Source organism: Nocardia sp. NPDC051990, from assembly GCF_040680755.1.
In the GTDB taxonomy this organism is placed as follows: Bacteria; Actinomycetota; Actinomycetes; order Mycobacteriales; family Mycobacteriaceae; genus Nocardia.
This window is the reverse complement of record NZ_JBFAXH010000015.1, coordinates 89232-113243: the sequence shown is the minus strand read 5'-3', so window position 1 is coordinate 113243 and position 24012 is coordinate 89232. Positions and strand designations below refer to the sequence as shown.

17 protein-coding genes and 1 pseudogene are annotated in these 24012 nt (G+C 66.0%); all 18 read right to left on the bottom strand.

The genetic code is table 11. From position 1 onward, the window contains the following. Position 1: 1 nt before the first annotated feature. On the bottom strand, positions 2-202 hold the full coding sequence (locus tag AB0L63_RS24320; protein ID WP_364504944.1) for a hypothetical protein: 201 nt from the start codon (positions 200-202) through the stop codon (positions 2-4). Positions 203-237: 35 nt separating this feature from the next. After that, complete coding sequence (locus AB0L63_RS24315; protein ID WP_364504942.1) at positions 238-519, bottom strand: hypothetical protein; 282 nt, start codon at positions 517-519, stop codon at positions 238-240. Positions 520-742: 223 nt separating this feature from the next. Beyond that, entirely contained in the window at positions 743-1411 is a 669-nt protein-coding gene (locus tag AB0L63_RS24310) for a hypothetical protein (RefSeq protein WP_364504940.1), read from the bottom strand. A 604-nt stretch (positions 1412-2015) separates the two neighbouring features. Next, positions 2016-2630: a hypothetical protein gene (locus AB0L63_RS24305; protein WP_364504938.1), complete on the bottom strand. Its 615-nt coding sequence runs from the start codon at positions 2628-2630 to the stop codon at positions 2016-2018. A 149-nt stretch (positions 2631-2779) separates the two neighbouring features. Then, positions 2780-3307 carry a hypothetical protein gene (locus AB0L63_RS24300; RefSeq protein ID WP_364504936.1) on the bottom strand — a complete coding sequence of 176 codons (528 nt, stop codon included), beginning with the start codon at positions 3305-3307 and terminating at the stop codon, positions 2780-2782. Further along, positions 3289-3471: pseudogene (locus AB0L63_RS24295) on the bottom strand (hypothetical protein); the annotation flags it as partial. The pseudogene AB0L63_RS24295 and the gene AB0L63_RS24300, both read right to left, overlap by 19 nt. A 1-nt stretch (position 3472) precedes the next feature. After that, positions 3473-8059: an amino acid adenylation domain-containing protein gene (locus tag AB0L63_RS24290; RefSeq protein ID WP_364504934.1), complete on the bottom strand. Its 4587-nt coding sequence runs from the start codon at positions 8057-8059 to the stop codon at positions 3473-3475. Positions 8060-8069: 10 nt separating this feature from the next. After that, on the bottom strand, positions 8070-9815 hold the full coding sequence (locus tag AB0L63_RS24285) for an amino acid adenylation domain-containing protein (protein WP_364504932.1): 1746 nt from the start codon (positions 9813-9815) through the stop codon (positions 8070-8072). Positions 9816-9845: 30 nt separating this feature from the next. Then, positions 9846-11072 (bottom strand): MFS transporter, encoded by a 1227-nt coding sequence (locus AB0L63_RS24280; protein ID WP_364504930.1) that lies wholly within the window; start codon positions 11070-11072, stop codon positions 9846-9848. After that, positions 11069-15082, bottom strand: coding sequence for a MupA/Atu3671 family FMN-dependent luciferase-like monooxygenase (locus AB0L63_RS24275; RefSeq protein ID WP_364504928.1), 4014 nt, complete (start codon positions 15080-15082; stop codon positions 11069-11071). Before AB0L63_RS24275 ends, AB0L63_RS24280 begins: the two co-directional genes overlap by 4 nt. Then, the gene (locus tag AB0L63_RS24270) at positions 15082-15333 is read right to left on the bottom strand and encodes a phosphopantetheine-binding protein (RefSeq protein WP_364504926.1); all 252 of its coding nucleotides are present in this window, start codon (positions 15331-15333) and stop codon (positions 15082-15084) included. Before AB0L63_RS24270 ends, AB0L63_RS24275 begins: the two co-directional genes overlap by 1 nt. After that, positions 15321-16868: a condensation domain-containing protein gene (locus AB0L63_RS24265; protein ID WP_364504924.1), complete on the bottom strand. Its 1548-nt coding sequence runs from the start codon at positions 16866-16868 to the stop codon at positions 15321-15323. The genes AB0L63_RS24270 and AB0L63_RS24265 overlap by 13 nt, the downstream gene beginning before the upstream one ends. Then, entirely contained in the window at positions 16865-17836 is a 972-nt protein-coding gene (locus AB0L63_RS24260) for a TauD/TfdA family dioxygenase (protein ID WP_364504922.1), read from the bottom strand. The genes AB0L63_RS24265 and AB0L63_RS24260 overlap by 4 nt, the downstream gene beginning before the upstream one ends. A gap of 29 nt (positions 17837-17865) precedes the next feature. Then, positions 17866-19575, bottom strand: coding sequence for a non-ribosomal peptide synthetase (locus AB0L63_RS24255; protein WP_364504920.1), 1710 nt, complete (start codon positions 19573-19575; stop codon positions 17866-17868). Further along, positions 19572-20390, bottom strand: a complete 819-nt coding sequence (locus AB0L63_RS24250) for a hypothetical protein (protein ID WP_364504918.1) — start codon at positions 20388-20390, stop codon at positions 19572-19574. Before AB0L63_RS24250 ends, AB0L63_RS24255 begins: the two co-directional genes overlap by 4 nt. 150 nt (positions 20391-20540) lie before the next feature. After that, positions 20541-21062 carry a helix-turn-helix transcriptional regulator gene (locus tag AB0L63_RS24245; protein ID WP_364504916.1) on the bottom strand — a complete coding sequence of 174 codons (522 nt, stop codon included), beginning with the start codon at positions 21060-21062 and terminating at the stop codon, positions 20541-20543. Between the two features lie 708 nt (positions 21063-21770). Then, the gene (locus AB0L63_RS24240) at positions 21771-22781 is read right to left on the bottom strand and encodes a sugar phosphate isomerase/epimerase family protein (RefSeq protein ID WP_364504914.1); all 1011 of its coding nucleotides are present in this window, start codon (positions 22779-22781) and stop codon (positions 21771-21773) included. Between the two features lie 28 nt (positions 22782-22809). After that, positions 22810-23991, bottom strand: coding sequence for a substrate-binding domain-containing protein (locus tag AB0L63_RS24235; protein ID WP_364504912.1), 1182 nt, complete (start codon positions 23989-23991; stop codon positions 22810-22812). Positions 23992-24012: the final 21 nt, after the last annotated feature.

The window sequence follows — 24012 nt, the reverse complement described above, 5'->3', positions numbered from 1 at the left end:
TTCATTCTGGTCGTCCTCCCGGGCTGGGCATGCCGAGACTGACCGGAGCGATCCGACCGAGCTTGCGGGCTTGTTCGCGTTTGTCGCGAAGTAATGTCAGGCTCAGATCGAGTCCTTCGATTTCGCCTTGCCAGCCTGCGGTTTCGGCGCGCTGGCGCCGGAGCAGGAGGTCTTCCGCGATCTCGTCGAGGCGGATCACCATTCGGCCGGGCTGATCGTGCCCGGCCGGGGATCCGCCTACTCGCCCGACCCGCCGTCGATGGCGGTGATCGTCTGCATGACGTCGGTGCCGCCGAAGGTGTTGTTCGCCCCCGCCAGGGACGTGCCCAAGAAGATGTTGTACGTAACCTGCCGCGCCGCCATATTCACCTCGTCCGGCACCCCCGCCTCACCGACGTCCGGGGCCACACCCTCCAACTCCAAGGCCAGATCCAGCGCCTTGTTCCGCGCGGCGTCGAGCACAGTTTCGAAGGCGTGCCGGTTCAACTCGGCCTTGACACCGGCCCGAACCTCCGCCATGCGCCAGCACGTTCAGCAGATGCCGGCCCCGGTCGTCGCCGACGCCCTCGGCTACCACCCTGTCACCACGACCAAGCTCGCCACCGAAGCAGCGACCACCTGGAGCCGCTACATCACCGCCCCCAGGTTCCGGTCACCCGCCGGTTGGAAACCGTCAACAACCCGACAGTTGATTACGCGAGCCCACCAGTGAAAACGTGCTGGTGGACAGACCGGTCGGCTCTCAGCGGGCCTGCGGATAGCCGATTTCGGAGATGTCTTGGGCCAGGTCCGCCAGGGTAACCTCCGCGTTCAACGACGACACGAGTTCCTGGTCCAGCGGCCGCAACGCATACACGTCACTCACCGCTGCTAGGTCCACAGAGACCTCGTAATAGTCCTCGGCGAAGCGCTGGAACGCTTCGGGTGAGCGGTCGACCAGTAGTTGGAACAGACCTGTCGCCCCATCAGGGTCGGAACGGTCCGACGGGAACTCGACCGTGCCGTGGTGCCACTGATCATCCGTCGCCTCCCGCCACAAGCAGGCTGTCACCACGGGCACGCCGTCTTCGTCGGTGAACGCCGGCTCCTCGACGAACGGTTTGAAGACATCGGGAACATCGTCGATCACTCCCGGCCAGGGCTCGCAGTCATGGCCATACGGGCTCATCGGCGATTCGTGGCTGAAGCCGCGGACATAGACCCCGGCCACCGAGAACACGATGGAGTACTCGTCTCCCGACCCGTTGCGCATCGAGGCCACCTCCTCGCCTTCAGCCCAAGCGGCATCGAAGGAGTAATACCGGCTTTCCCAGTCCGGGCTCAGGATCGCGTCGAGCATCGCAAGCGAGCGGCACAGGTCCCGCAGGCCGACGATGGTCGGAAGCTGGCGGGCTACGTCATAGACAGTCACGGGCTCATCCAACCGGATCCCTCTGACAACAGCCGCGCCCTTGCCAGACATCACAATCAGTAGCAATTCCAGAGCTGGACGGGCCAACATGCGACAGTTGAATACGAGATCTCACCAGTCCGGGACCCCAATTCCCTGTCAGAGTTCAAGTTCTGGCCGTCGGTGGTGATGGTGCACCACAGAGGTTCATCGGCTCGGAGGTCGGGGAACAGATCCGCCCGAGCGGCCTCACCCGCGCGGGAAACCACGCCGAGATTCACCGGGAAAGCCAGTTGTTCCTCAACCCCCTGTTCGGCGACGAAAATCGGCCGATTCAACTAGGCGTTCCGGGGCGGCGGCGCGGGCCCCGGCGCCACCAGCGACGAACCCCAGCTGGGACCACTGACATCGCGGTGACGACACCTGCTGACATCGGATGACGAATCCGCAGGTCAGCTACTGACTGTGGCTGTTCACCATATCTGTCACTTGTTCGAGCTATCTGTCACCATGATCAAGATGCTTTGGTCGCAGCATGCGACTCCCAGCTATGGATGGCGGTTCCCAGCTGTTGATGGCGGAGCTTGGTGGCAAGGGCTATCGGCCCTCGGTCCGAGCTGCAAGGTCACGTGTGGATGTCGAGGTTTGGTCGGTTCCAGAGGGTGAGGTCGCTGCTGGTGGCGATTGCGAGGGTGAGTCCGGAGGGGGAGAATCCGGCGGCGCGGAAGGTGGAGTAGTTGGCATGGAAGATGTGCCACCAGCCCCGGCCTGGTGGGTCCTTGTAGATGTCGCCGTGTGCTGAGAGCAGGACGCGGTCGTTGGGCCATTCAGGAGCGACGATATCCAGGGCCCAGCCGTCGGTGGTGGTGTGGTGGAGGCCGCCGCCGAAGAGGCTGGCGATGTGCACTCGGGTGCCGATGATCGGCCCGAGCCCGGGGCAGGTCAGATCCGGGGAGTCCTCGGGTGTGCTGGTATCGGGATCGGGCTCGCGGTCCCGAGCGATCTTCTCTCCGGTGACTGCGTCGAAGAGTCCATGGCCGTTGTGGGACACGACCATGACCAGGTCGTGTCCGTTGTCGGGATGGACGGCGAAGCCGATGCCCAGCAGCCCGCCGATAGGCGTTCTGCTGTCCAGCACTTGTTGCCAGGGCGCCGGGGTCGGTAGAACGGGAGCGGCCAGAAAGCGGTCGCGCAACTGTTGCTGATAGTCCGAGAGCAACACATCTCCTATCGAGTTCACGGCACGTGATCGTGTACGAATCCGCCAAGTAAACCCGGGGCTGCCCCGCCAACGGAAAGTTGGGATCGTCGAGACTTACAAGCTCAACCTCCCCTCAGCCGCCATCTATGGCTGGGGGTCGCATCAGCAGTAGCGGGGCGAGAGGGCGCTCAGCATCGGTCTGTTCGGTGAGTTCGTCGGCAAGTGCCGCCAGGGCTTGGCGTAGGCGGCCATGGTGAGGGGCTGGCGAGTGTCGGTTTGTCCAGGTCGGTGGCTGTGAGTATCGGCCGCGACGCCACTCGGAGTTGAGCTTGTCCATCATGGCTGGCGAGTATCTGCGCTCCCCGGATGTGACGTTGCCCCAGACCAGTGCGGAAGCGAAGGTCGAGCCAGGAGTCCTCGAACGCGGCCGCGATCTCGCAGGCGGTTTCGGTTTTGCCCTGGTAACCGCCGCCGGTGAGCATCAGCCCGGCCCGGGTGGTCGGCCGCCGTTTGAGGGCGTTGTTCTGTAACCGCGCCCCCATCACCTTCGCCAGTTCGATGCTCATCGGGGTGTCCTGCAAGGGCAGGTTCGCGTGCGTGGCCGCCCGGTAGAGGTCGTGCAACTGCCGCTGACGCGGGCTCATCCCCCGGTACTCACCCAGCGAGATGTGTGGTGCGGGCACGAACAGGTGACGCGTCACCCGCCACTGCCGCAAGCCGCCGACTGTTTCCCGGTCCGGAACCTGACCTGGGAGGCGGTATGCGTGCCAATCGGCATTGATTCGGCGACCAGGGCTTCGACGCGCGTCTTGATCTCGTCGCGGATCGGACGGACCCATTCGCGCCCTTGCCCGCGGGACTCCAGAACCCAGCCGCGGTGTTTACCGGAGGTCATCCAGTCGGTCTGTTTCTACTTGTTCCGGCGCGGCAAGATTCTGGCTGTCGAAGATGTCGGCGGCCATCACCTCCAGCACTCGCTGCCACTGAGAGATCAGTGAGTCGACGGTCTCTCGGTCGAATACATCGGTCTGGAAACCCGTGCGCAACGTGAGGGAGGGTCCGGGCAGGACGCTTATTTCGAGCGGATAGTGCGTGGTGTCGTTCATCTGGACGCCGGTAACCGAGATATCGTCGGCGGGGCAGTTGACATCTCGCGGGTCCTCCGGGTAGTTCTGCACGACGAACAGCGTGTCGAAGAGTTCGGGATGCCGGGTCCATCGGTGAATATCACTCAGTCCGACGTGCTGGTGGTCGAGCAGACGGATCTGGTCCCGCTGCACTCGGTTCAGCAGTTCCGACATCGGCATCGCGGGGCGAAGGCGCATCCGGACGGGCACGGTGTTGATGAACGGGCCGACCATGGATTCGATGCCCGGCAGTTCCGCCGGACGGCCCGACACCGGTGTCCCGAAAATCACATCGTCGCGGCCGGTGGTCCGGGCCAGGAGAATTCCCCACGCCACCTGCAGCACGATGCCGAGCGTTGTCCCATGGCGGCGTGCCGTCCCGATCACCGCCGACGTGAGAGCCTGTGGCACTGCGCATTCCACGACATCGCGCTCGACAGCGGTCTTCGCTCCTGTCGCCATCGGCGCCAGAAGCGTGGGGCCGGTCACTCCGGCCAGGACGTCACGCCACACCGCCTCTGCCGCGGTACGATCCCGAGTGCTGCGCCACTCGAAGAAGGCGCGGTACGGGGTCACCGGCGGCAGTCTGTCGGCCTTTCCGCCCGCGAGATAGATGTCGAACAGCTCGCGCAGGAGCACCGGGATCGACCAGCCGTCGCAGACGATGTGGTGGTGGGTCAGCGACAGTCGAATCCTGTTGGGGGACAGGCGTATCAGCGTCGCCCGGAACAAAGGCTCGGTGGCGAGGGCAAACCCACGCAAGCGGTCCGCCGCCAGCGCCTCGTCGCCGGCCACCTCGTCCGCACCGGTCAGATCGAGCTGCCCCCAGGACAGCCCGGCCTGACGTGTGATGACCTGCACCGGCTGATCCAGACGACTGTGCACGAATCTGGCTCGCAACCCCGGATGCCGGTCGATCATCGCCTCCAGCGATGCGCGCAACCGTGCGGTGTCGACCGAGCCCTGCAGATCCACCAGGACCTGCACCACATAGGGATCGTGCACCCGTTCGGCGTAGAGGGCGTGGTACAACATCCCCTCCTGGACAGGGGTTATCGGCAGCACGTCCTCGAGGCCCGGATACTCGGCCTCGAGGCGGTCGATCTGCTGCTGGGTCAGCGATACCAGTGCCAGGTCGGAGGGAGTGCGGCCGCCGCCGGTCCGCTCGGCGCACGTGACCATCGCGCCCAGTGCCGCGAACCACAACCGCCCCAACTCACCGATCTCGTCCTCGGTCAGCAGAGCCTCGGCCCACGTCCAGGTCGCGACCAGTCGCGGCCCGCCCGCATCGTCATGGGTGACCGCATTCAACTCCAGTGCATGTGGCAAAGGCATTGTGGCCGCGGCACTGTCGAGCAGCGTTCCGTATCCCCCGGCCGGACCCCACGGCGCGCCGTGGCGCGCCGAAGAGATCCGTCCGAGATAGTTGAATCCGACCTCCGATCGCCTCCCGCCGCTCAGTTCCGCTCGGGTCTCGCGGTTGAGATACCGCAGCAAGCCGAACCCGAGGCCGCCACCGGGAATCGCGCGCAACTGTTCCTTGACGCCTTTGACCCGAGCGGCCAGCACCGCGTCACCGACGAGCACATCGGTCCAATCGATCGGCCCCGGGTCGAGGCGAACCGGGTACATGCTGGTGAACCAGCCCACCGTGCGGGACAGATCGATACCGTCGGCGATCGTCTCGTCCCGCCCATGTCCCTCGACGTCGACGACGACCGGGACACGGCCGCGACCACGGCGAGCGGCCCACTCGATCATCGCGATCGCGAAGGCGGCCAACAGGATGTCCTGCACCCCGGCATGGAAGGCCGCCGGGACCGCACCCAATAGCGGGGCGGTCTGCGCCACCGGCAAGGTCAGTGTCAGGTGACCGGCGCGGCCGTAGGTATCCCGGCTCGGATCGAACTCCCCGCGACCGAGCACCGATTCGGTATCGGCCACAATGCCCCTCCACACCGGCAACTCTGCCACTCGCGACGGCGAAACTGCCTCCGCAGCAAGCACTGTCGACCACCGGCGGAACGACGTGCCCGGTACCGGTAGCTCGATCGGGGCACCAGCACGGATGGCGTTCCACCCGATTGCCAAGTCCGACAACAGAATGCGCCACGAGACACCGTCGACCGCCAGGTGATGGATTGCCAGCACCACCGTCCCCGCCCGCTCCGGCCCGGCATCGAACCACACCGCCCGCACCATCGAATCCGATGCGGGTCCGAGCCCGTGTCCGGCCGACGCGTACCTATCGGCGATCAGTTGCTCGGTCTGGTCGACAGACTTGTCGGAGCAGTCGATTCGCTCGATGCCGGCGACGGGCACCGACTCGACCGACCTCACGGCCAGTGACCAGCCTTCGGTGTCGCCGACGATCCGCATTCGCAGTACGTCGTGATGGTCGATCAGTGCCCGCAACAAGCTGTTCGCCTCCGCCAACCGCAGTCCGGGCGGGGTCGAGACCATCATCACCTGACAGAAACCCTCGGTGCCGCCGCCACGTTCGCGCAGCCATTCGACGATCGGCGTGGCCGCTACCGGACCGACGCCGACATCGTCGAGGTCGCGTGCCCTGGTCGCCTCGACAATGTCCCCGGCGACCGCCGCCAAGGCTACGGGTGTCCGGTGGATCAGCACATCCTGCGGGGTGATCAGCAGCCTGGCCCGCCGGGCCCGGCTCACCACCTGGATCGCCGAGATACTGTCCCCGCCCAGAGCGAAGAAGCTGTCGTCGGCACCCACCCGCGGTAGGCGGAGTACATCCGCGAACAGTGCCGCGAAGATCTGTTCCCGTTCGGTACGTGGCGTCTGATAGTCCCCCGCGGGGGCGAACCGGGGTTCGGGTAGTGCCCGTCGATCCAATTTCCCGTTGAGCGACAGCGGAAATTCGTCGAGCACGACGATCGCCGCCGGCACCATGTACTCGGGCAATCGGGTACCAGCGAAGCGCCGTAGCGCATCCGCGTCCACCCGATCGCCGGTCACGTAGCCGATCAACTGCTTGCCGACCCCGGTGGCCGACTCACGGGCGATCACCACAGCTCCCGCGACCGTGGAGTACGCCGCCAGGACAGCCTCGATTTCGCCCGGCTCGACCCGGAACCCGCGAATCTTCACCTGATCGTCGGAGCGGGCGACGAACTCGAGCACACCCGTCGGCCTCGACCGCACCAGATCTCCGGTCCGATACAACCGCCCGCCCGTATCGAACGGGTCGACCACGAACCGCGACGCGGTCAATCCTGGCCGCCCCCGATACCCGCGCGCCAATTGCACTCCGGCCAGATACAGTTCGCCCACCACCCCCACGGGCACCGGCCGCAACCGTTCGTCCAGCACGTACACCCGAGTGTTGGCCACCGGCAACCCGATCGGCACCAGGCCCTGCTCCGGCAGATCGTCGCCAATTTCGTGGAAGGTGACGTCCACGGCCGCTTCGGTCGGTCCGTACAGATTGTGAATTGCGGCAGCGGTCGACGCTCGAAGACGCCGGGCACTGTCCGCCGGTAACCCCTCTCCGGAAGTGAATACGTATCGCAGCGAGGTCAGCCGAGCGCGGTCGATCTGGCCCAGGAAGGCCGCCAGCATCGATGGCACGAAATGGACGACCGTGATCGCCTGCGCTTCGATCAGATCGGACAGATGGGCCGGATCGCCGTGCCCCTGGGGATCGGCGAGGACGAGCCGCGCGCCGGTCTGTAAGGGCCAGAAGAACTCCCACACCGATACGTCGAAGGACGACGAGGTCTTCTGCAGCACCGCATCGGCGGCATCGATGCCGTAGGTGGACTGCATCCACACCAACCGGTTGACGATCGCCCGGTGGGTGACTGCGACTCCCTTGGGCCTCCCGGTCGAGCCGGAGGTGTAGATGAGATAGGCCGGATGGTCGGGGCGGAGCGCGGTACGCCGATCGGTAGCGGCTGGATTCCCTGTGCCGGTTCGGGTTTCGAGTGCCGGATCGTCGATCGGCAGCAGTGGTGCGATCGTCTCCGGGAGCATGGCCGCGGTGATGCGGTTGGTCACGACGACCACCGGCACGGCATCGGTGAGCATGAAAGCCAGCCGCTCCGGGGGATAGGACGGGTCGATCGGTAGGTAGGCGGCCCCGGTTTTCAGCACGCCCAGCAGCGCCACCACCAGTTCGGGCGACCGCGGCACCGCCACCGCCACGACCTCCTCGGGCCCGGCTCCCCGACGGATCAGTTCGTCGGCGAGCACAGCGGCCCGGCTGTCGAGTTCCCGGTAGGTCAGCGCGGTCTCGGCCTGGACCAGTGCGATCGCCTCCGGCGTCCGGGCCACTTGCGCTTCGAACAGGCTCACCAGCGTGGCTGGTTCGTTCATGTCGCGCCTCTCACCGAACTCCGTTGGCACCGGACGTGTTCAGCGGTGCCGCGGCGGGCCGGATATCACGCCAGACCGCGCGGACCCGCGCCTTGCAGTCGTCGGCGGAACCGACCGCGCCACGCGGCACCCAGCCCGCAGGCGTCTCGTGCTCCGCGGGCCACAGCGCGTATTGCCCGCGCGCATTGACGACGACAATGAACGGCAGCTCGTCCCGGTCGGCGTCATCGGGTGTGTGGTCGTCGGGTGTGTGGTCGCCGGCGAGAGGACGACGCCGATCGAGCTTGCCGTTTGCGGTCAACACCGCGGTCGAGTCGATCTCGTACACATCCGGCCGCAGATGATCCGGGACGAATGCGGCCATGTGCGTGCGCAATTCGGCCGCCACGACGGGTGGCTGCGCATCGGAGATCACGTAGGCCGCCAGATATTTGCCGCGCTGGGGATTCTGTTCCACCGCCACCCGCGCCGTGGTGACCTTCGGATGCGCAAGCAGTGCCAGTTCGACTTCGCTCGGTTCGATGCGGTGACCGCGCACCTTGAGCTGGCCGTCGATACGCCCGATGAACTCGAAGACGCCCGGCTCGATCTCGCGCACCCGATCGCCGGTGCGGTACAGGCGATCACCGGGCGGCCCGTAGGGATCGGGCACGAACCGTTCGGCGGTCTGGTCGGGTGCGTCGAGGTAGCCCCACGCCAGGCCGGCCCCGCCCATACACAGTTCGCCGGATGCGCCCGGCGACACCGGGTTCAGTCGCTCGTCGAGAACATGGGCTCGGGCTCCGCCGACGGCCCGGCCGATCACCGGCACGGCCGGCACCGGATCGACCGCGCGCCGGGTGTGAGTAATGCCGTAGACGGTCACTTCCGTCGGGCCGTAGCCGATGATCAAGGTGGTATCTGGCAGGTCCTGGGCGGCTCGTGCCATCGAGGCCGGATATACGGTCTCACCGCCGACGACCAGCTGTCGCAGCGGGCGCAACGCCTGCGGCTGTTCCTCCAGGATCACCTGGAACAGCGATGTCGTCAAACCTGCTGTCGTCACGCCTTTGTCACGGATCAGACGGGCCAGAGTGCTGGCGGCGGCCGGGCCGTGCGGGGCGATCACGAGTCGGCCCCCGTTGAGTAGTGCGCCCCAGATGTCGAAGACGGACTGGTCGAAAGTGTGTGGCGAGTTGAACAGGTGACAGTGTCCTGGTCCCACCGCCAGCCAGTCGGGGTCGACGGTCAGATTCAGCACTCCCCGGTGCGGAATCGCGACGGCCTTGGGCCGCCCTGTCGAGCCCGAGGTGAACATGATGTAAGCGAGATTGTCCGCGTCGGCGCGCGCCGCGACCAGTGCAGTCTCCCGTACCTTTGCTGCGTCCTCCAGAACGACAATCGGTGTTCCGCCGGGCAATTCATGCTGTAGCGCGGCGGAGGTGAGGACGACCCGGACGGCAGCGATCCGTAGTTGATCGGCGATCCATCGGTCCGGCTGCGTGGGATCCAGGGGGACGTAGGCGCCGTCGGCCGCGAGTACCCCGAGGATGGCGATGACGAATCGGTCGCTACGGGGCAGATATACGCCCACCGGATCGTTGGGACCGATGCCTCTCTCGCGCAGGACCGCCGCGATACGGTTCGCCTCGACTGCCAGCTCGGCATAGGTCAGGCGCCGGTCACCGAATTCCAGTGCGACCGCGTCGGGTTGACGGTCGGCCCACTCGGCGAAGCGGTGCTGGATCAGCCCGTAGGAGAATAGTTGGGCAGCCATGAGGTCCTCACTGTCGGAGAGTCGAATCAACTAGATACGCACTGCACGCAGACCGGCGAACCACGCCACCACCGCCGCACTCGCGGCGAGCAGCCCGGCGCCGAGGAACACCGGCCGCGGATCGTTGCCGAGTGCCGTTGTCGCGCTGCCCATCACCACCACACCCAGCGGCCCCACCGCCAGGAACATGAATTTCACCGTGCCGGTCACCCGCCCGAGCATGTCGCGGCGCACGATCCGCTGACGCTCGGTGCGGTTCACCAGACTCGCCAACACCACCGCCCACAGGTACGTCGCGTTGGCGATCAACAGCGTCGCGAGCGAATCGGTCACACACATCGAACCGATGGCGATTCCCGCAAGTACGAGACCGCCCACCATTACCCGCATATGCCCGAAGCGCCGGGCGGCCCACGGCGCGCACAGCGCACCGAGCACCCCGCCGACCCCGCCGCCGGCCATCACCACAGCGACCGAGGTAGTGGTCAGTGCGAGGGTATCCTTCGCGAAGAAGATGAGCAGATTCTCCACCGCCAGAGCGAAATTCACCGCCATCTGAGTGGCGGTCAACACGACGAGCACCCGGACCGACAGGAGATAGCGCAGTCCGTCGCGAAATTCGCCGAACATCGCCAACGGCCACGGCGCGGACCGCGACAACTCGGGACCACGGATGCAACGCCGGGCCGAGAGCAGCGTTGCCAACGAGATCACGAACGTGGCGGCATCGACCAGCAGCGCCCCGCGCAGGCCGACGGTGGCTGCAAGCGCACCGACAGTGACCGGACCGAGTACCAATGCCAGCTGATTCGCGGCTTCGGTCATCGTGTTGGCCCGCATGAGGTCGGCGTCGGCGAACATGTCGCGGACCGCCACCATGAACGCGGTCGCGAAGAAAACCTGCGCCGAACCCGCCAGCAGCGCCAGCGTGATCAGCAGCCATACCGTCAGCGCGCCGCAGGCCGACAGGACGACCAAGGCGGTGAACACCGCGGCGCGCACCGCATCCATCGCGACCATTACCCGCCAGGGATCACTGCGGTCGACGATCACCCCGGCCGGCAGCCCGACACAGATGTAACCGATGGTGACCGAGGCCGCCGACAGTCCAGAAACCAGGGGGCTGCGGGTCAGTTCCAGTGTGAGCAGCGGAATCGCGAACAACGACAGCGCATCACCCAGTAGTGAGACCGACTGGCCGCCGAGAAAGACCCAGATCAGCGGCGGCCACGGTCGCACGGGTGCGAGCTGGATCACGCCCCCGTCCTGCTCCGTAATGCCATCGTCTCGGCGATACGCTCCAGACCGCCGAGCACGGTCTGTTCGTCGAAACCGAAGTCGATCAGGCAGGCGATCTCATCCACGCCCAGATCGGCGAGGTGCCGGGCCCGGGCCGCGAAGGTCGACGCACCGCCGAGTAGCGCGCTCGACTCCCAGTATCGGCGGAAGGCGAAGTCCTTCAACGTTTCCCGATCATCGGCGGTGAGTTTGTCGAAATCGAGGTTGTCGAGCAAGGCCTTGGCCGCCGATTTCAGGATCTCGGAATTGGCCCAGAGATACTCGCGGAACGGCCCCTCGACCACCGCGCGCACGGCGTCGTCGTCGCCTTCGCCGAGAAAGGCGTGCACCATCAGCGTGACCGTCCCCGCGGCCGGATCGAGGCCCGCCTCGGCCCGGCCCTTCCGATAGGCCGCGATGCGTGATTCGAGGTCGGCCGGGTCGAGGTTGATCAACGCGGTCAGTACGTTGAATCCGGAACGTCCTGCGGTGGCGAATGTTTCGGGATTGGCGGAGACCGTCAGCCAGACCGGCAACTCCGGCTGTACCGGGCGCGGGAAGGTCTGCAACCGCACTCGTTCGCCAAGACCGTTTACATCCTCGATCGTGTCGCCGCGCCACAGCGTCCTGATCTGCTCGATCCGATCCAGGGTGACCTGTTGCTTACGTTGATAACTCGCCTGACCGAAGACGAAATCCAGTGGCAGGAAGCCGGGTGCGAAGCCCAGGCCGACCCGGCCGCCGGAGAGATTGTCGACGATCGCCCATTCCTCGGCCACCCGCGCCGGATGATGCAGCGGTGCGACGACGCTGCCCGCACGCAAATGGATGCGCTCGGTAATGGTCGCCAGCCCGGCGGACAGCACGGCCGAATTCGGGAACAGATCCCCGAATTGGTGGAAATGCCGCTCCGGCGTCCAGATGGCGGTGTACCCGAGCTCGTCGGCCCGCCGGGCGCAGGCCTGGACGAGTCCGTACCGGTTGCCTTCGGTCGAGGCGGCCGAGAAGAAGAAGATGCTGAACTGGGGATCCGATGAATCCCGCCGGCCGACCGTCACCGGCGGCGCGACCGTCGGCGACACCCGCTCGCAGACCGCGGCCGAGGCACTGTCGGATGCCGATTCGGTTGTGCGGATGGACAACAGGGTCGCGAGCTCTTCGACCGTCGGGTGATTCACGAACTCCCGCAGCGACAGTTCCCTGCCCGTCGTGGCGCGCAGATCCAGCACGATTTGCACCGCGACCAGTGAATCACCGATATCGAAAAAATTCGTCGTATCGTCGAGTTCCGTGCCGAGCGACTTGGTATAGGCGGCCCGCACCTGTGCCCGCAGCTCGTCGGGCGCATACCCGTTCGACATCGCCGACTGCTGCGCGGCGGGCGCGATCACCCGGGTCGTATCGCTCACCAGTGGCTCCTCGCTCGGCCAATATCTGTTGCGTTGGAAGGGATAGCCGGGCAGGTCGACCAGCTGCGCATCCCCGTTCCACAGCACCGCCCAGTCGACGTCACCACCGAGGGTCCAGACCCGGGCCAACGCCCGCTGCAGGCACACGGCCTCGGATTCGTCGCCCTGGGCGTTCGGGAGAGTAGCGATCACCGGCAGCCCGGACGGCCGGTTCGGATGCCGCAGTGCGAGTTTGCTCAGCACCCGGCCAGGACCGATTTCGGCGACCACATCCGGCGCCGAGGCGAATACTGTGGCCAACCCGTCCGCGAACCGGACCGTTCGCCTGGTCTGCTCGACCCAGTAGTCCGGGCTGGTCGCCTGTTCGTCGGTGATCCAGTCACCCGTCACATTCGAGACGAACGGTATTGTGGGCGGGCGTAATTCGATGCGGGACAGGGCCGCATGCAGATCCTCGAGGCACTCGTCGGTCATCCGGCTGTGGAAGGCGCGAGCGACATCGAGCCTGCGATAGGCCGAACCCCCATTCATCACTGCCTTCTCGACGGCGGCAAGCACTTCGATCGGCCCGGACAGCACGCAGGATTCCGCCGAATTCACCGCGGCGAGATCGGCTCCCATGGCGCACAGCGGCGCGACGGCCGCCTCGGACAGCCCGACCGCGAGCATCGCCCCGGCCGGCATGTGGTGCATCAGCTCGGCCCGGGTGGCAACCAGGACGACGGCGTCCTCGACCGACAGCACCCCGGCGATCGTCGCGGCTACGATCTCGCCGAGACTGTGCCCGATCATGGTGTCCGGGCCGACGCCCAGCCGCTGCCAGGTCCGGGCCAGCGCGAATTCGGCGGCGAACACGGCGGACTGGGTCAGCACCGTATTGCCGAACTCGGCCGGCTCCGAACCGAAAAGCTGTTCCCGCAACGGGATTCCGGTCGCGAGGGCCAGCAGATCCAAGCACCGGTCGTGTTCCTCGCGGAAGATCTCGAAATCGGGCCACAGCTCCCGCCCCAGCCCCTGGTACTGGGCCCCCTGGCCCGGGAACAGGAATGAGATCTTCGGTGCCAGCCCGATCGGTCCGCCGCGGTCGACCGGGGTCGAAGCGCCCACGACGTCAGCCGGATTCGACGCGGGGTCGACGAGGGCGAAGGCCCGGTGGCGCAGCGCGCTGCGGCCCATCTGCGTGGTGTAGGCGACATCCGCCGGATTCAGGTCGCGATGCTGGTCGAGGTGGCGGTGCAGGTCACGCAGACCGGTGTCGAGGGCCGCGGCCGACTGCGCCGAGAGGGTCACCACATGGGAACTCCGATGCGCCGATCGGCGTGGCGGCTCATCCCAACCCCCCAGCACCACATGCGCATTGGTACCGCCAATGCCGAGACTACTGACGCCGCACCGGCGCTCGGCCCGGTTCGCGAGCCATTCGACGGTCTTCGGATTCACGGTGAACGGTGCTGTTTCCCAATCGAACTCGGGGTTCGGCTCGGTGAAATGCAGGGTGGCGGGCACCGTTCCGGTCTCGACCGCCAGAACCGATTTGATCAGTCCGGTGATACCGGCCGCGGCGTCCAGGTGCCCGATATTCGATTTCACCGACCCCAGCAGGGACGACCCGACGGCGTCGCCGTCGCGACGCAGGCGGAAGGCCTCGGCGAGAGCCGACAGCTCGATGGGATCGCCGATCGGCGTTCCGGTCCCGTGTGCCTCGACGAATCCGATCTCGGTGCTGGCCAAGCCGGCTCGGGCGAGGGCCTGCGATACCGCACGCACCTGCCCGTCCCATCCGGGCGCGGCATATCCGATCTTGCGCCGACCGTCGTTGACGACCGCCGAGCCCAGGATCACCGCGCGAATCCGATTACCGTCGCGCACAGCGTCACTCACTCGACGCAGGACCACCGCGGCCACCCCGTTCCCGCGGACCGTGCCCGAGGCGGCCGCGTCGAACGGACGGCACCGGCCGTCGGCGGACACGATGGCGCCGTCGACATGCTCCCCGACGGCGGCCTGCGGCAGATCGATCGCCGACGCACCGACCAGGGCCACCCCGCAGTCGCCCGCCAGCAGGCTCTGGCAGGCTAGATGCACGGCGACCAGCGACGACGAACACGCGGTCTGTACACCGATACTGGGCCCCTGCAGATCCAATTTGTACGATGTACGCGTCGCCAGATAGTCCTTATCGGTGGCCAGCAGGATGCGATGCTGCTCGGTGGGCCCGGCATCGCGGTATCGCGATAACAGCGTGTGCAGGAGATAGGTGCTCGGACTCGCCGAGGCGAAGACGCCGGTCTCGGTGCCGAAACGGTCGGGCGGGCAGCCCGCGTTCTCCAGTGCATGCCAGGCGCATTCGAGAAACAGCCGGTGCTGCGGATCGAGCAGTTCGGCCTCGGCGGGCGGAAATCCGAAGAACTCGGCATCGAACATATCGATATCGGCCAGCACACCGTAGGCACCCGACCCGTCGCTCGACATGACGATGGACTCTCGCTCGTCCACGAGATTCCGCCAGAATTCGGCGATATCGGCGGCGCCGGGGAACCGGCCCGCCATACCGACGATCGCGATATCGTCGCCGCGCATCAGTGTGCCTTTCGGTAGACATGTTCGGCCAGCTCCGCCACCGTCGGGTGGCGGAAGAAGTCGACCAATTCGCTGGCGGTGGCCAATTCGATGTCCAACCGGGCCTTCAACAGCAGCAGTTGGAACGAGGTACCGCCGAGATCGAAGAAGTTGTCGCAGATGTCGACCTCCGGGATGTCGAGCACCTCGCACCACACGCGCGCGACCCGGTCGACCAGGGCCTTGGTGTCGTTACCTGCTAGCGAGTCCATGCGTCGAGCTCCTCGAGAAACGTGGCGAGATACTTCTCGACCGTGCTGCGGTCGAACAGATCGGTGTTGTATTCGAGCACCGCGTCGAAAGTGCCTGTGGTGTCGATGACTTCGATCAGCAGATCCACGCGAGATACCCGAGGGAGCACCACGTGGGTCGTGGCCTCGGCGGAGCCGAGGCGCAGGTGGGCGATGGCATCGGGAACGTAGGTGAGAACGGTCTGGAACAGCGGTGTGCGGGCCGGATCGCGAGGCGGCCGAACGGCGTCGACGATCTGATCCAGCGGCAGATCCTGATGCTCGTACGCGCGCAGCAGCTGGTGACGCACGCGGTCGAATAATTCCGGCAGCGATGGCGTTCCGGAGCAATCGGCTTTGACCGGAATGGTATTGACGAAGAAGCCGATCACATTCTCGACAGCGACGACCGGCCGACCGGCGACCGCGGTCCCGACGACGAATCGTTCCCGACCGCTGATCCGGGCCAGTGCCGCCTGGAAGGCAGTCATCAAGATCATATGCGCGGTGCCGCCGAGCCGGCGGGCGGTGGCTCTGATTCCAGCGGCATTCGGAATCACGAAAGGCATCGTGGCACCGTGTGATCTGCGGATCTCCGGATGCGGACGGTCGGCGGGCAGGTCCAGTACCAGTGGCCAGTCGGCCAATTCGGTGCGCCAGAACGCGATGTGATCGTTCCAGCGACCCGCGGCCATCTGGTCGCGCTGCCATTCGGCGTAGTCGCCGTACCGCACCGGCAGATCCGGCAGGTTCGGTGTACTGCCCACGGCGAACGCGTTATAGCACAGCGACAATTCCCGTGCGAAGATCTCCATCGAGCGGCCATCGGTCACCGCGTGGTGCATGTTCACCACGAGCAGATGGTGGGTGGCGGCCAGCCGGGCGATGGCCAGGCGCAGCAGCGGCGCTCGCGTCAGATCGAACTGCTGCGCGGCGAATCGGTCGATGTGCTCCGAGATATCCTCCGGCGCGACATCATCGACCTCGATCCGGACCCGGCAATCGGCCGTCGCGATCTGCTCGGGCACGCCTGCGCGATCGACGAAACAGGTGCGCAGGGCTTCGTGCCGGCTGACCACGATATCCAGGGCGGCTTGTAATCTCGGCAGATCCAGCGCACCGATGATCCGGGCCGCCCACAGTACGTTGTAGGTCGTGCTGTCCGGCTCCAGCTGCTGCATGAACCACAGCCGGTACTGACCGAACGACACTCGCGCTGAAGCCAGACCGCGAGCCTCGATCGCGGGGACATCGGTGTTCGCGGCCGCGCGCAGTGCGGCGGCCAAACCGGATACGGTCGGTCGACGAAGGAATTCCGGAAGTTCGACGGCACGGCCGGTACGTGCTTCGACCCGGCTCAGCAGCCGGATGGCGAGCAGTGAATCGCCGCCGCTGTCGAAGAATCCGTCGTGGTTCCCCGGGGCTTCGCCAAGCAGTTGCGACCAGATTTCGGCGATCGACCGCTCCAGCTCGTCCTGCGGGCTGTTATCGGCGCTGCCGGTCAGTTCGTCGATCATGCCATCGCCACCCAGATGCGCCGCGTACCGCGATAGGCCGTACGACCGTGGGCCGCAATCATATTGGCGACGATGAGCAGATCGCCGCGGTGCCACGGCAGGGTCAGCACACAGTCGCTGTAGGCCTGCTCGATGTGCGCCAGATCCGCCTCGGAGATCGGACTGCCATCGCCGAGGTAGGCATTGCGCGGCAGCTCCTTTTCCGGGAAGGCGGCCAGCAACGCCTCGCGGATCTCCTCCTCCAGCGCGGAAACGTGAAACAGGTTGGCCTGATTGAACCAAACCGGGACGCCGTCCCATGGGTCGTCGCGCCACGCGGGCCGCGTTGTTTTGGTGTGCAGCAACGACCCGTCCCAGTCGTAGTCGATATCGTGGTCGGAGCAGTAGCGTTCGACCTGCGCGCGGGAATCGGTCTGGAAGGCCTCCTGCCAACCCAGGCCGAGCTCGTCACGGTAGGTCCGGGTGTAGCGCACGCCATCGGCGAATCGGTCCAGCAGATCCTGGGGAAGGCGCCGGAACACCGCTCGACTGTCCGCGATGGGCGTATGACCACCCTCGTCGGCCGGTGTCTCGCACAGGAAGAACAGCAGCCCCGGCCAGGTGTCGGCATAGGAGTTCTCGTTGTGCATCAGAATGCGTTGATCGGGTGGATATTCGGTGGAGGTGTAGATATTCGTGCCGATCCGGGTCCGCGGCGTGGAGCGGTCGGTGTAGGACAGCGCGGTGCCCCCGATCAGCGCGACCGTCTCCTCGAACAGCCGCATGTCGGTGGGCAGACCGCGCAGCAGCACCGCGCCGTACCGATGCAGTGCGGATTCGATGCGATCACGGTGCCGCCGCAGCCAGGACAGCGGATCGGCGACACTGTCGGCGAGCGGATAGATCATCGCGGTGGTCGACCCGTTGTCCTCGAGGTATCCGGAGATCGGATCGAGGTCGGTCACGTCGATCGGCGGTATCGGAATCATCCAGTCCTCCTTGGACGCCGGCGGGCCGATTACGGCTCGACCAACCGGCGCACGGTTCGTTTGTCGAGAACATCGGTGAGGGTGAGCGCGAGCCCGTCCCGGCGTGCGCGGGTGACCAGTCGCGCGGCATCCAGGCTGGTACCGCCGAGCGCGAAGAAGTCGTCATCGATGCCAACGGTCTCGACGCCGACGAGGTCGGCGATCAATCGGCACAGCACCGTTTCCGGTGCGGTCCGTGCGTCGGCGTTGGATTCGGAGTACGGGTCGCCGGGGTCGGGCAGGGCCGGGAAATCGACCTTGCCGTTGGTGTTCAGTGGCAGCGTGTCCACGACGACGATCGATGCGGGCACCAGATGCGTCGGCACCCGCTCCAGGAGATATCCGCGCAGCGCGGTGGTGTCGAGGGCCGCGCCCGCGGCGGGAACAACATAGGCGACGAGTCGGCGCGCGCCGGCCTGCGCTCTCGCGGTGACCGCCACCGCCGCCACCTGGTCGGCGCGGGCAAGCGCATCGGCGACCTCCGCCGGTTCGACGCGAATTCCGTTGATCTTGACCTGATCATCGATGCGTTCCACGAACTCGAGCAGATCGTCGCCACGGCGGCGCACCCGGTCGCCGGTGCGATACATCCGCGATCCGGATGGCCCGAACGGATCGGCCACGAAGGCCAGTGCCGTCCGGCCCGGCATGTCGAGGTAGCCGCGCGCTAGCTGAGCACCGGCGATGTACAACTCGCCGACGGTGACCGGACGCAGCTCGGGATCGAGCGTCCGGAGCTCAGTGCCGTCGAAGGCGCGGCCGATCGGAACCGCTCCCGGCTCCAGCACGGTGTCCGGCGGTATCCGGTGCAGGCAGCAGCCGACCGTTGCCTCGGTCGGGCCGTATTCGTTGTAGACCGTGACCCCGGGATTGTCGCGGCGCCAGGCGTCCACCGTCGACGCCAGTAGCGCTTCACCGCCGACGACGAGGTCCGCAGTGGGCGAACAGTGTGGAAATTCGGTGCGCAGCAACGTCATATGGGCGGGCGTGCCCTTCAGCAACGACGGGCCCGGCCCGCCAGCCGCAGTGTCCAATGTCGTGATCTCGATTGTGCCGCCAGTGACGAGCGGCCCGAACATGCTGGTCACCGCCAGATCGAAGGAGGGTGAGGTATGCAGCAGCACCCGCCCCGCGAGGCCCGGATACGTCTCGATGGCCCGGCTCAGATAGGTGGCGAGCGCGGCATGTTCGATGACGACGCCCTTCGGGCGCCCCGTCGAACCGGAGGTAAAGATAACGTAGGCGATGTCGTGCGGTGTCGGCGGCGACGCCGCTCCCGGTGTCCCTCTGGGGTTGTCGGCCTCGTCACCGATACGGAGGATGCGCGCCCGGCCGGCGTCGGGCACCTGATCATCGGTGAGCACGAACCCGGCACCCGCGTCGCGGAGAATCGATTCGATCCGCGGCAGCGGATCACGAACGCTCAGCGGGATATAGCCCGCACCGGATCGAACGACGGCCAGCGCCGCGACGATCAGATCGATCGAACTGTCCAGCAGTACCGCCACCAGCTCCCCGCGGCGCACCCCGTGCGCGCGCAGGCGATGCGCGAGCCGCATCGAGCGCTCGTCGAGGGCACCGTAGGTAAGGCGAATTCCCTTGTGAACGACCGCAATCGCCTCGGGCGACCGCGCCACGCGCTGCTGGAACAGCTCGGCGACGGTCAGGTGGTTCGGTACCGCGGGTGCGGTCCCGGTCACCACTCCGACACCTCCGAGAGCAGTTCGAACACCGTCTGTGCGGCCGTCGCGGAACGCAGCAGATCCTGTCTGCGCTCCATGATCGGAATCGTCCGCTCGGCGAAACCCGGCTCCCCGTCGCCTTCGACCGAACAGACCGCCGTCGCGGCGGACCAGGACGAACGTGGCGTAATCAGGTGCGCGGCACGCAAATAGGCGGTGTAAGACCGGAATACGTCGACCAGTTGCTGCCCGACGTCCGCTGCCACGCCCGCTCGGTCGAAGGCGATCCCGGCCTGCGCGCAATAGAGGGCGAGCAATCGGTCGAGCGCGGCGCCCACGTCTCGATCCCAGTCCGTGAGAATGGCCTCAGCCTGGTCGATCACCTCCGCTCGCTCGGCGATCGACAGTGGCGACAGCGACCCGATGACCGCGCGGAAATCGCGATCCACCGAATCCCTGCTCGGCCGCCCGGGATTGAATACCACGGTGCGTGGTCGTCGCCCGCGCAGGCGCTCGATCTCATCGGCCATCGCCGAGGCGAAGATGCTGCCCGCGCAATATCCCATCACGGCGACGATATCGGCGTTCGCAGTATCGAGCCGATTACTCCACCAGCTGATGTAATCGCCGGTGGGCGACCCGGCTGGAGGCTGGACGGCCTGCCACACCGTCAACGGCTCGGGGAACAGTGCGATGAGATCGCGAAACCCCGCCTCCACTCGGCTGGTCAGCTCGAAGTCGATGGCCAGCACCACGAAATCACCGGCACTGTAACCGATTCGGCGCCACCCCGGGGGTGTACTGGATTTCCCACGCATTACCGTTGGTTTCAACGCTACCGCCTCCCAGCGCGGATTCGGGGAGCTGTTCGATGTTCATGGCTCCACGAATTGACCTGGTATTCGCCGAGTTCGATCTCTACCTCGGATGAACGGTACAATCAGTACCTCCGTCACCCAATGCTCGAGATTGCGGTGTAACGGTCAAGAATTGCGATACGCGGAGGGACGCGCCCCGGTGTGCCGTAGGAACGCGGTCGACAGCGCGCCGGGGCTGGCGAAACCACACCGCGCCGCGATCTGGGCGATCGTCAGATCCGTGTCATGTAAGAGTCGCTTCGCCTCAGCGATCCGTAATCGGGTGAGGTATCGGTGCGGTGTCTCCCCGGTTGCCTCCTTGAAGACCCGCACCAGGTGGTAGACGCTGAGGTGCACCTCGCCCGCGATGTCGGCCAAGGTGAGCGGATCGGCGAACCGCTCACGCATGATCGCGACAGCCGCACGCACGTGCGAATTCTCTTGCGCGGGTGTGCGATCGGCCGACAGTCGGGTCCGGCGGACGAGCAGGTGCACGGCCAGGAAGGTCACTGCGGTCTCGGCATACAGGTCGTCGGCCTCATCCCGGTCGGCAACCGCCCGGACGATCTCCTCGACCAGCGGATCGCCTTCGGCCAGGGACGCGGCCACGGCCTCGTAGTCCACCCCGTGGTTACCCAACCGCGTCACTGCCCGCTCCGAGATCGGCAGCACCGGGCACAGATTCGCCCTCCCCGGCGATTGCGTGTCCTCGGCGACGGGGCCGCGCCTGAACTGCCGTTCGAGTCGAGACCGCCAGTTGGCGACCGCCCAACTGCAATACGTCCGCGGAGCGTAGCGAGCCATACGGAGACTGGCATACCGCTGCATATCGAGACGCGTCGAATAGGACACCATGAAGCCGAGATTACCTATGGCACAGGATGATTCGATGACATCGAGCACCCAAATATGGGCACACTCATCGGCGCGTTACACACTAATGACCACTGCCGGAATCGGATTGACCAGCTTTGCGATTTCATGGTAAGAGCCGCCTCGGCGGCGGCAATATGATCGCGATGGATGGAGCCGCACGTCTGCTGGCTCTCGCGCCAATGCACTTCGCCTGGTTGCCCGTTCACGACGGGCTCGCCGGACCGTATTCCCTTGTGGCGCGGCGGATCATCGTACGGCTGGGGCCGACGTATGTGGAGTTCGATCAGCTCGCGAGCACGCACCGGTCAGTCAGATCATCAACAGCAAGCTGTTCAGAAATTCGGTCGGCGGAGGCTCCGTGGCGACGTTCGGTGTGCATGAGCTATGGGGCCATAGTATGAATCTCATAGTGGCCCTATAGGTTTCGATCGAACAGTCCACCTGTGCAGTCTGATGGGTGGACTGTTCGACCGCCCCTCATCAAGCTCCGTCGGTACGGGCGAACGCTGCGTCGAACGTCGACTCCGGCGGCTCGAACAGCAAACTCCGCACGAACCCGACGGCTTCTTGGGCGCCCCGTAGGCGATCCATTCCGGCGTCCTCCCACTCCACCGAGATGGGGCCGGAATATCCGATGGCCTTCAGTGCCCGGAAGCATTGCTCCCACGGCACGTCGCCGTGGCCGGTCGATACGAAATCCCATCCGCGCCTGGGGTGCGCCCACGGCAGGTGCGAGCCGAGGCGGCTGTTGCGGCCGTCGAATCGCTTCGTCGTGTCCTTGCAGTCGACGTGGTAAATGCGGTCGGCGAAGTCCAGGATGAAGGCGACGGGATCGAGGTCCTGCCAGACGAAATGCGAGGGATCCCAGTTGAGTCCGAACGCGGGACGGTGGTCGACCGCCTCCAGGGTGCGCGTGGTCGTCCAGTAGTCGTAGGCGATCTCGGACGGGTGCACTTCGTGGGCGAAGCGCACGCCCACGTCGTCGAAGGCGTCGAGGATCGGGTTCCAGCGCCGCGCGAAGTCGGTGTAGCCGTCATCGATCACCTCCCCCGGGACCGGTGGAAACATCGCCACGTACTTCCAGATCTTCGAGCCCGTGAATCCGACAACGGTGTCCACCCCCAGCATCGCGGCGGCGCGCGCCGTGTCGGCCATTTCCGACGCGGCGCGTCGCCGGACGCGTTCGGGTTCGCCCTCGCCCCAGATCCGGTGCGGCAGAATCGCTCGGTGCCGGAAGTCGATCGGGTCGTCGCAGACGGCCTGCCCCACAAGGTGATTGGAGATCGCGTACACGTTCAGCCCGTAGCGTTCCAGCTGAGCGAGCTTCTCTTTGATGTATCCGCTCTCCGTCATCGCCCGGCCGACATCGAAATGGTCGCCCGAGCATGCGATCTCCAGTCCGTCGTAGCCCCAGTCGGCAGCGAGGCGGCACACTTCCTCGAACGGCAGATCCGCCCATTGCCCGGTGAACAAGGTGACTGGCCGGCTCATAGGTCCAACTCCTCCGGGATTACCTGTGTCACTTCCACGGAGCCGGATAGCCCGGCATGGCCTCGCAACCGCACATGGCGTAGTGCAGCGGGGGCATATCCGCCTTGATGTAGTTGGGCAGCGTGTCCTTGGTGATCTTCAATTGCGGCAGCACCCATTCCCGCGGAACCTGTTTGCCCTCCAGAATCCGCAGCGCCGCGATCACGGGCGTGCGCCACTGGTAGGCCGGATAGGTGGGGGCGACGGCGGTCAGCTTCTCCTTGTTCCACATGCGCAGGAAGTCCTGCTGGTCCTCGCCGACGATCGCGGGCAGCGCGACGCCCGCGTCCTGGAACGCCTCGACGGCGGCGACCGCGGTTTGGCCCGCGTCCATCCAGATGCCGTCGATCTTGCCCTGGCGCTGCAGATAGCTGGAGACGATGCTCTTGGTCTTGGCCGCGTCACCGTCGGTGAACTCCACGCCGACGATGTCGAGCCCGCTGCCCGCGAAGACCTGATCGGCTGCGGCCCACCGCTGCTCCAGCACGTCCACGCCCGGAAGGATCCGCAGCGCGAGGATCTTTCCGCCAGAAGGCACCTTCTGCTTCAGGAACTCCGCGCCGTCCGCACCGAAGGCGTAGCCGCCGATGGGATGGATGAACGTCACCGGGCAATTGGTCTTCACGCCGCGGTCGAAGACGATGACCGGAACGCCGGTGTTGCACGCCGCCTCCACGGCCGGGGTCAGCGTCGCGGTGGTATTGGGTGAGATGATCAGCGCGCTGCACCCCTGGGTCGCGAACGACTGGATATCGCTGATCTGTTTGTCGTCCTTGGCTCCCGCGTCCAACACAGTGAGTTTCCCGATCTCGGGGTGGAGCTTGGCTTCTTCACGCATGGTTTTGAAACCCACCTGCCGCCAGGGGTTGTTCACCGAGGCATTGGAGAAGCACAGGTTGTAATCGCCGCCCGGCTTGGCGTATTTCGCGGTGTCGACCATCGCGGGATCGAGCATCTGCTCCCAGGGCTTGTCGTGCGAGTCGCCGCCGTCCAGTCCGACCGGCTGGGCGGTGCGGAAGGCCAGCTGGCGATCGAACTCGCCACGGTCGAAGAACTCGGACTTCGCCGCGGATTCGGAGGTGTTCCCCGTGCCTTTGTCGGGTAGGTCGCTGGAGCACCCGGCCAGTGCGAGTACGGCGGCCGCTGCCACGATGGCCCAAGTGGTTCTCATTGATGTTTCTCCTTGATACTG